This is a genomic window from Bacillus sp. BML-BC051 (genome assembly GCF_019656175.1).
GTDB lineage: Bacteria > Bacillota > Bacilli > Bacillales > Bacillaceae_G > Bacillus_A > Bacillus_A mobilis.
On the sequence record NZ_BPLI01000045.1, the window covers coordinates 1 to 9,179 of the forward strand.

At 31.6% G+C, this 9,179-nt stretch carries 11 protein-coding genes; 2 read left to right on the plus strand and 9 right to left on the minus strand.

What is annotated here, in order from left to right; all coding sequences use genetic code 11:
* The first annotated feature begins 225 nt into the window (after positions 1-225).
* Positions 226-666 carry a GNAT family N-acetyltransferase gene (locus K5S59_RS30230; RefSeq protein WP_236794082.1) on the plus strand — a complete coding sequence of 147 codons (441 nt, stop codon included), beginning with the start codon at positions 226-228 and terminating at the stop codon, positions 664-666.
* On the opposite strand, the gene K5S59_RS18585 is transcribed toward K5S59_RS30230, so the two are convergent.
* Positions 603-1,754 carry a DNA cytosine methyltransferase gene (locus K5S59_RS18585; protein WP_212981952.1) on the minus strand — a complete coding sequence of 384 codons (1,152 nt, stop codon included), beginning with the start codon at positions 1,752-1,754 and terminating at the stop codon, positions 603-605. The two genes, K5S59_RS30230 and K5S59_RS18585, sit on opposite strands and share 64 nt — an antisense overlap.
* A 36-nt stretch (positions 1,755-1,790) precedes the next feature.
* Here K5S59_RS18585 and K5S59_RS30740 point away from each other — a divergent pair, with 36 nt between their 5' ends.
* Entirely contained in the window at positions 1,791-2,852 is a 1,062-nt protein-coding gene (locus K5S59_RS30740; RefSeq protein WP_236794084.1) for a hypothetical protein, read from the plus strand.
* A gap of 168 nt (positions 2,853-3,020) precedes the next feature.
* Here the strand turns inward: K5S59_RS30740 and K5S59_RS18595 are convergent, their stop codons facing one another.
* The 8 genes from K5S59_RS18595 to K5S59_RS18630 all read right to left on the minus strand — a co-directional run bounded on the left by K5S59_RS18595 (position 3,021) and on the right by K5S59_RS18630 (position 8,950).
* The gene (locus tag K5S59_RS18595) at positions 3,021-3,200 is read right to left on the minus strand and encodes a hypothetical protein (RefSeq protein ID WP_212981951.1); all 180 of its coding nucleotides are present in this window, start codon (positions 3,198-3,200) and stop codon (positions 3,021-3,023) included.
* Between the two features lie 17 nt (positions 3,201-3,217).
* Positions 3,218-3,535, minus strand: coding sequence for a hypothetical protein (locus K5S59_RS18600; protein WP_212981950.1), 318 nt, complete (start codon positions 3,533-3,535; stop codon positions 3,218-3,220).
* Positions 3,536-3,606: 71 nt separating this feature from the next.
* Positions 3,607-5,022: a recombinase family protein gene (locus K5S59_RS18605; RefSeq protein WP_212981949.1), complete on the minus strand. Its 1,416-nt coding sequence runs from the start codon at positions 5,020-5,022 to the stop codon at positions 3,607-3,609.
* 14 nt (positions 5,023-5,036) lie between these two features.
* On the minus strand, positions 5,037-5,495 hold the full coding sequence (locus tag K5S59_RS18610) for a hypothetical protein (protein WP_212955758.1): 459 nt from the start codon (positions 5,493-5,495) through the stop codon (positions 5,037-5,039).
* A gap of 103 nt (positions 5,496-5,598) precedes the next feature.
* Positions 5,599-5,748 (minus strand): DUF3970 family protein, encoded by a 150-nt coding sequence (locus K5S59_RS18615; protein ID WP_212955757.1) that lies wholly within the window; start codon positions 5,746-5,748, stop codon positions 5,599-5,601.
* Between the two features lie 161 nt (positions 5,749-5,909).
* Positions 5,910-7,415 carry a tyrosine-type recombinase/integrase gene (locus K5S59_RS18620; RefSeq protein WP_212955756.1) on the minus strand — a complete coding sequence of 502 codons (1,506 nt, stop codon included), beginning with the start codon at positions 7,413-7,415 and terminating at the stop codon, positions 5,910-5,912.
* 342 nt (positions 7,416-7,757) lie between these two features.
* Positions 7,758-7,961, minus strand: coding sequence for a hypothetical protein (locus tag K5S59_RS18625; protein WP_212981948.1), 204 nt, complete (start codon positions 7,959-7,961; stop codon positions 7,758-7,760).
* A gap of 548 nt (positions 7,962-8,509) precedes the next feature.
* Entirely contained in the window at positions 8,510-8,950 is a 441-nt protein-coding gene (locus K5S59_RS18630; RefSeq protein WP_212955754.1) for a hypothetical protein, read from the minus strand.
* Between the last annotated feature and the right edge of the window lie 229 nt (positions 8,951-9,179).

A 9,179-nucleotide genomic window follows, 5' to 3' on the forward strand; every position in this document is an offset into this window, starting at 1 on the left:
CGTGTTTTTTAGTTTGTTTGAACGAAAGTTCATTTTGTTTTCGTTCTTAAGTTGATGGGCATGGGGTATCGCCAGCATTTCGGAAAAAAACCACGCTGGGAGTATGCAAGATTTTATACAGTTTTTTTGCTAATCCAGTAACAAACGAGAACCCGAAAACCGCACCATGATAGAAATGTATATGGTATACAACAGGAATTCTCTAATCAGGACACGAATTTATTCGTGATTAATAAATCAAGATTAGAAGGGAAAGATATAATACTACGTCTCATAGATACTGAAAAGGATTATAAGCAATGGTATAAAGTAATGAAAGACCCTGAAATGCATAAATGGGCAGGAAATACAGTGCCTAAAAATCCTGAAGAAACGAAAAAAATGTTACAGCATTATAAAGAACTCGATCATATCGTAGCATGGTCTGTGATATTGAAAAGTACACAAGAAATAATTGGGACCTATTGGCTTGCTGTACCAATTACTACTGGAAGTGGGAATAATAAAAAAAGCTTAGAATCCTTGGTTCATAAGGGTTCTAAGCTTTTTTTTAGTGTATCTGTAAACAATTTGCAAACAATCCAAATTATTTCTAGCGTCATTTATTTGATAGTAATAAATTCTTTGTCTTTAGAGTTCACTAAATCTAAATTTGCAAGTGTATGATATACTGCGCGGGCAATATGCCATGCCATAACTGGAGGAACGGCATTTCCGATAGCTTTGTATGCACTACTTGCACTTGTAGTAAAAATATAACTATCGGGGAACGATTGAAGTCTAGCGCATTCTCTTACTGATAATCTACGCCAACCAGCCATATCTTCCTTATCTTCAAGGGTTGTTCTATAATGTGCTTCAATATTCCCGTGGTGTTCGGCTCTTATTGTTGGAGCTGGTCTATCCCCAGAAATCTTGTTGTTACCTTGCATTTTCTTCCCAGGGTAAAACTTAGCTTTGGAAATATCACGAGAAGTATGGTTTGGAATTGTCGGGTCATTTACTTTATCCCAAATATCATCAATACCATCTTTAGAAGAACGCCACTTTTGACCAGTTAATTCTCCCGTTTCGTCGTACAGCTTTTCTGGATAATATTCATCAGAAATGTCTCCTAAGTCTTTACGGATTCCCATAATAATAACTCGTCTACGCATTTGCGGAACTCCATAGTCTGCAGCAGTAAGTACATGATATTGAACATTATAACCAGCATTATCAAAATCATTAAGAATTGTGTCGAGAGCAGAGCTGTCAATATCTTTCCCAGCATCATTCTTTCTTGAATTTCTAATACCATCGACATTTTCAGCAATGAACATTTTAGGTTGATAATGATTGATTACCCTAATCATTTGTAAATAAAGTTGTCCTCTTGGATCGCTCAATCCTCCACGTTTTCCAGCATAACTAAATGTTTGACATGGAAATCCTCCGAGTACAATATCAACATCAATTTTAGGCATATCTTTTTCCATGTCTAAATCTACCACACTTCTTCTTTCAACCTTATGATGAAAATTATCTTCATAGACATCGGCAGCTTGCTTAAAAATGTCGTTAGCAAAAACAATATTAAACGGATTTTTTTGATAATGTTCTCCTAAGTAATCAAAATTACCAACAAAACCTAAATCCATACCTCCAGCACCAGAAAATAAACTAACAACATTTAAAGGAGTTGAATTATTGGAAACTTCAACATTAAAAGCGTTTATCGTGTTACAATTATCGTAATAGTATGTTTTTGACATAATAAAATTCCTTTCATTTTTAGAACGGTGGTTAATATGAATATTGAACAAATTTTAGAAATGATGAAGAACGAAATAGAAGCTATTGAAGAAGTTTCTTCTGAATATCTCGTAAGTCAAGGTAATAACAATGGGTTTGAAAAATTAGTTCCAAAAATTGTAGATAAAGTTAAACAAGAGATTTCTGATTCTGATGTTTTAGAAAAGAAAGTTCATCTAGGTCATCACTTTCCAGATATGGATTTAATTCTAAACGGCGAACGATACGGTTTAGAACTCAAAAGCAGAAATAATGGTTCATGGGATACGAATGGAAATTCTGTTTTTGAAAGTATTAGTGACGAAGAATATAAAGAAATTTATGTTTTCTTTGGAACTAACAAAAAACCCGAGCCCAAAATTAAAATAAAATATAGACCATATTGGCAAACAACCTCAAACATTATGGTAACTCATAGTCCTAGATTTAAGATAAGCATGGATACTACAGAAAGTGTATTCAAGAATGCCAATGAATATAATTCTCTTCGTAATATGACAGAAGGACAAAAAATATCTTTTCTCCAAGAATATTTACGGAATAATACAAAAGGTGTTAAATGGTTCGTTCCTCAGTCAGAAGATTCTTTAAGCCCAATACTGATAAAAAGTTTGAACAAAGAAGAACAAGGTAGAACACTTGCAGAAGTGCTAATATTGTTCCCACAAGACCATATTAAAGATGGTAAAGGAAAGGACCGTAATAAGTATTTAAGAAGTGCTGAATACTTAATTGGAACTTACTATTATTATGCTACCGATTTCAGAGACTTCTTTTCATCTGGGGAAAAATATATTTATAATGATGTACATTTCCCGAAATTTGTTACAAAGATAAATGAATATAGTGAAGAAATTCATGAAATTCTTATAAATGCTAATTCAGCATTCCAAACGCTTGCCTATCAATCTTGGGAAGAAATAGGAGTTCAATTAAGTATGGCATCATTTGAAAATGATTATAAAACCATTTTAGATACTATTGGTGATCAGTACCTCAAAGACAAACTCCAAAAGGCAAATATAAAGAAGTTATCGGATTTCTTAGTATCACAATAACTATTTTAGCATTTTAATTATGGCGCGTCAAACACCGCGTCGAACATTAGTTTGTTAATAATCTGTTAATTATTGTAAACCTATAGCCTTTTAATTGTAAGCTCTAGGTTTTGTTCAGTATCCTTCCGCGAACGATAATTATGTAAATAAGCTGTCCATCTGGACAGCTTATTTTTTGCTTAGCGTGGTTTTTTTCCGAAATGCTGGCGATACCCCATCTATAATTTCCATTTCATTTTCTATAATTGTGTTTCTTCTACCAAAAACCGTTTTTTCCCCTTCTTCCTCTTCTAACCCTGGTTTGCGGTATAAAACTATATCTTTATATAACTCTGTTAATTTATTCATAACATATACCCCCTGTTTTAATTGAAAAGTCCCTCTAAACCCCATTGTTTACAATGTGAACATGCACGAATTCGTATGATTCCCATATCCTCTAATTCTTCTTCTTCCGAATATGTTAAACCAGGAACCTTTACCGATACATCTACACCATACATTCGTTCATCGTAAGCGATGTATTCTATATTTCCTGTTATCGTGCAGCTATCACAGATCACATCATGAAGATTGTGGACTGTTTGTAATAATTCACAATTGAACTTGCTTTCTACAAACCATTTCACAACTTTCTCGTTGTGATAAGTACGTTTTTTGTAATGTTCTAACTCTAAAAACATATTATTTCCCCCTCTTTTTATAAAAAAAGGCTTTGAAATTGTAGTAATCCCAAAACCCTAACTTTTTTCTATTACATTTCTATCTCATACCCTTTTTTTACAACATTTCCCCAATTATCCTTTTCTACAATTCGTAGTACATGAAAATACTTTGACTTATCACCCTGAAAATAAGAATTATAATCTTCAATAACAGTACCTTTATCAGTTATATAGAAAATGGAATGTGATGTATTTCCATCGATTCTATATCCTTTTTTCACAACGTGATCTAATTCACAAGGATAATATCCATTGTTCTCATTCAACATAACTTTTTCGAAATTAGAACCATCGAAATAGCTGTATGTATCTTCTAGGCAATCCATATTATCTTTATAATCTTTTTCTTTTATCAAATGTAACAATTCTTCATGAATGGTTGCTGGTAACTGTTCCGCATTTTCAAAATCCCATTTATCTTCTATATCATGTGACAATAGAACCTCTTCATATTTTTCTTCTAATACATCATATATATCAGAAACATCATGTGGGAAAATCGCATAGGCATACTCATTAAAATCGTCTTTATCCATGGAAAATTCTTCGTTATTCGTACTCCAATTGCATGGTATGTATACATCCTCTTCCTTGATTAAAATTGCACCTGTAACATTCATTTCTTGCTTAATTTTGTCTTCTTGTACACCATAATAAGTGCCTTCTTCATCATCGTTTTGATAAAACTTAATACCTTTATATAAATCTTTTAATTGTTTCATCTTATATTCCCCCTGTTTTTTAAGTAATTCTGGCGCTTCTCCTTCGCCTTTGTATAAGCTTTCGTTCTTTAACATGCGTTGTACAGTCATCGCTTTAAATTCGCGATCCTGGCGTGTTCTAAAGCCGTATTCATTTAATTTGTCAGCAACTCCTTGCATTGTTAATCCTTGATTTCTCCATTCAAAAGCATGTTCAACGGTCGGTACTTCATCGTACTTGATGAAAAGTGCGCCAGAACCCTCTTGAGTCGAATATCCCATCGGCGGTGTTCCACCATTAAATCCACCCTTTTGTTTTTTCTCTTTCTTTCCTTCTTGTAAACGACTTGTATGGCGAATTTGTTCTTCTTTTGCCCCGATTTTATGTATCATCGATTGAAACAACCGATAATTATCCTCTTCATTTTTTTCTGTTATAGAATGGATTTTAGTTTGCACATTCAAAGTTTCCTCTAATTGTGTAATTACCCAGCCCAATCGTGCCATATTATGTGTTAGTACATCGAATTGATGCACTAACACATAATCAATATCATTCTTTTCTACTAAGTCTTGAATCATCGTTTGTAGTTCTGTATGTTTCAGCGCTGCCAACATATCTGTTTCTACAAATTCTTTTATAATTTCAATATCGTTTTCTTTTGCATATGTCCCTATTTTTTCTCGTTGTTCTTCTATGTCGTTCTCTATACCTTTTAATAAGTAAACAAATGCCGTTTTCATCCTTTATCCCCTTTTTATCTATGTAATCGATATATTTTCTCTAGGTTTTCAAACACTTTATCAAATTCTAAAAGTTCGATTCTACCAATTCCAAATGGAATTGCACCAACAAAAGCATCTGAAATTGCCTTTGCTTCTTCTTCATTCATGTCAATGTATTCATAATCAAACGTTTCTTCTGTTGAAACCTTTGCAAAAATAACATTTCCATAAATCATTTGTTTTTGCATGGATTCAATAATCTCGCGTGGTCGATGCAAAATAAAATGTTCATCCCCAAAATTACCTTGCATATCACAACCAACATACATTACATATTGTTGTCGATCGAACACATCTCCGATATGAATCCACAAGCGGCCATCGGAAGATGGATCTTCAAAAAATTGTTGTCTACAAAATTGCTTAAATTCCCCTTGTGCAACTTCCACCAATTCAGCTTCACAATCCATTCTTTTTAATAAAACTTTCATTTTTCTTCTCCCCTTTAACTTTATAACTTGTGTAATATCAAGCGTTATAACCTGTTGTATGTAATATACCCTGATTCAAAAATAAAAACAAGGCTCCATTTAATTAATTTTGTATTTTTACATACACACGCACTTCTTTGCTATTTCGGTTTGGATATGGTTCTGAAACCGAAATAATTTCAAATGTTTTCTCTAACTTCTTAATTGCTTTTTTTATATCTTTTTCCAAACCCATCAAACGAATCGTTACCATGTATATACCTCCTTTTTACATTTTTTCAAGGCATTGCCCCTCATTTTGAATAATTGTGTTTTTCCCGTTGTTATCCTCTTTTTCAAAAAATATTGGGGCGCCGATAATATACATTTAGCGTAGAATTATTTTTCGAGGAAATTAGTAAACTTCTTTTCCTTCTAAAATTTTTTGTGCTTTTCCACTTCTGATGCGATTTCTTCAAATGTTGGTTGCGAATATCGCAGCACCATATCAGCGGATTTGTGGCCCGAAAACTTTTGTATTTTATTAATAGAAACATTATTATCTACTAAATTTTTAATCGCCGTATGGCGGAGCTGGTGGCTTGTGATACCTGCTTTTTGGAAGTGATTCATCATTGTTCTGTTTGCAACTCTTTTGTATCTGTTTGATACAAATAAATATGGATTAAACACAAATCTTTCTCTTACAACCGTCGTTGCAGCGTCCACCGCCATCATATGGAGTCGAACAGAAAGGAATTTTACTTCCTCTTCATCTCCTTCTTTTTGAGCCATTTTCAATTCTTCATACATTTTTTCATAAATAGAAATCTCTTTTTTTGTCATTCCATCGTAAATATTAATTGTGGATCGACCGTTGTATCGATTGAACAATTCTTTTTGCAATTCGATTTCGAGGTCATTACTTTCCCTGAATGCAATGTATTCTTTTAATAATGAAGTAATTTCACGATCCAAAGGAATTTTCCGTTCCGATTGTGTTTTTGTTTTTCTAATCACAACATATCGACTTTCTGTGCGAGAACCATCCAGGTGAAGATCGTCGATTTGTATGTTCGTTGCTTCTCCAATCCTCAATCCACATGACAACATCAAACGGAATAGAATCCAGTTACGATAATGATCTCTCTGTTTACCCAGGTTAGGCAGGAATTGCCACATATGTGGGATTTGTGATTTTAAAAACGTATCTTGTAAATCAGCATTGATTTCTTCTAACAATTGATTTTGAAGTGATTTTGGTGACATTTCCAACAAGTTTGGAACTTTTGGTAAACGAATTTTGTATGTATTTAAAATGTTTTCCTGGTACTTTGCATACATATTTACAGCAGTAAAAATCTTGTTAATATATGTAGCAGACAACTTTCTATCTTCTAAATATGCAATGAATCGATTCACATGTTCCTCATTGTAAGTTGGAAATGTATCTCTCTCAAAGAAGAATAAGTGTTTGAAAAATGTTTTTAATGAATGTGTATATGTTTTTTGTGTTTCTGTACTTTTTCCCATCATTTCCTGTTTGATATATTTTTTGATCTTCTTCTCTTCTTCTATGTATTTATAGAAACTATCATTTTCATACCATGCATCTTCTATTAAAATAGAAACCTGTTCTTTCTTTTTATATTCCATTTGGATCTCATGGCATATGAAATGAAATTTGTTCAACTTCTTTTCTTCTATTAAAAACAACATGGCATATCCAATCAAAAATTTAGAATGCAACAAGCTTGTTTGTGTGCTTGTTTTAACTTCTAATGCCTTTCCCCTTGGAAGCGGCTTAAATTTCACTTGTTCCATTTCCTTCTTTTTCTTTCCTGTATCAACAGCAAGATTTACAATATAGGATTCTTCCCCTTCTTTTTGTTCAATGGATTCCAATTCAATTGTTTGGTATTTCGTCATTTTTTTACTCATTTCCAACACTCCCTTTCAAAAAAAAAAATTCTACGCAATTTGTAAATAACAAGTCCTTTTCATGCTTTTTACAAAGATGTTGTTAAATCAGCATTCTTAATTTTTTTTCAAGCCATCATAATATACATTTGGCGTAGAATTGTAATTCGTTGCAATTTGTAAATATATCGTTTCAAAAAAAAGATACAATCTGTACTTCTATTATATCTTTCTTTTATATCTTTCATCAAAGATTTAATATTTCCTTTTCTATTATTGTGTAATTACAGAACACTTCCTTTAATAGAAACAAAATGGTGGGACTAGCAACAAACTCTGTTTGGCTTGTCACGACGTTTTTTTCTATTTAAAGGAATTAAGATAATTTATAAAGTTGTCGTATCCTTCTACAATGTTGTCGTCTTGATCTATGATTCCTAAAACATTCAATTCTGGATTACTCCTCATGATTGCAGCCATTTTCTTTGCAAATGCCAAATCTTCTCCAGCAGGAAGGGGTAAACATGCCCGTTTTGCCTTTAAATCTAAAACAATGGAATATTTCATATCTGTATACCTCCTATTCATGTGTAAACGTCCCTTTTCTACTAAAAAATGGAATATTTGTACAGAAAAAAGTAACATAAATAAGAGTTTCAGTATTTCGTCCAAAAAACGACCTTGAACCCGCATTCTTATCACTAATAATTATACTTTTTAAATCATTATGTATAATTGATTAAATTAAATTAATTAAAATAATAATTGGTTATTTTATTTTAATGGATTAAATTATTCATTTATACATTTAAAATATCTAACTATATTTTTCGTTACATAACTTTTCATTTTAAATCATTATAAAATGATAACGTTATCATTTTTGAATATAGAAGAAGCGTTTACGAAGAATATAGTATGCATTTTCTTTTGTTCTGTTTTTTCTAAAACGTGATAAACAAAGGTTTTATTAATAGTTGTTAACTATTGTTAAACATTAACAACTATTAATAACCAACAGAAGGACAACTTCTGTTTTCCGTTTATATTTCAAAATGAAACTATGATTTTTCTCATTCATTATAATCATTTTTCTCGTCTCATTTTTCGTTCATTCACTTTGTTTCTTTTTGTTCTTTTAGCACTTTTATTTCATCTTTTAAATTATTAATTACATCTTTTAACTCATCGGTATAATCTAATAGTTTATCTACTTCAATCTTTAAATCCCATTTTGACTTCTTTTCAAAAGCAACAAAATCGTCAAAGTCTTCGCGGTGAATACGATAACCAACACGAGAATTATTTTCTTCTTTTACAACACCTTGATTGATTGTCTTAATCTTTCTTTCTCTTATATATCGTCTTACTTTTTGAAGAGTCCAGTTCCCATCTTTTAAACGTTCATTCAATTCTTTAACTACTTGTTTTACCGTCATAATGTTTGGATCATTCTCTTCTTCTTCTTTCTTTTCTTTGAACTCTTTGTAATTATCCATTAATCCCTGTTGTTCTAAAAACGCTAATAATGTTTTTTCGTCAACTTTTTTACTCATGTTAATTCCTCCTATTAGTTAAATGTTCGTTCAATTTCTTATATTAAATATACCATTATTTTTTCTATGATTCAATAAAATTAACATTAATCTTTTCGTTATTGATTAAAAAATATTAATTAATAACCGTGTATTTTTTATGGAAAACATTAATCTTTTTGACCTCATTTATTCTATTTGCCACTTTCGAAAAGAATCCTTTTTTATTTTTTAATAAGTGATAATAATA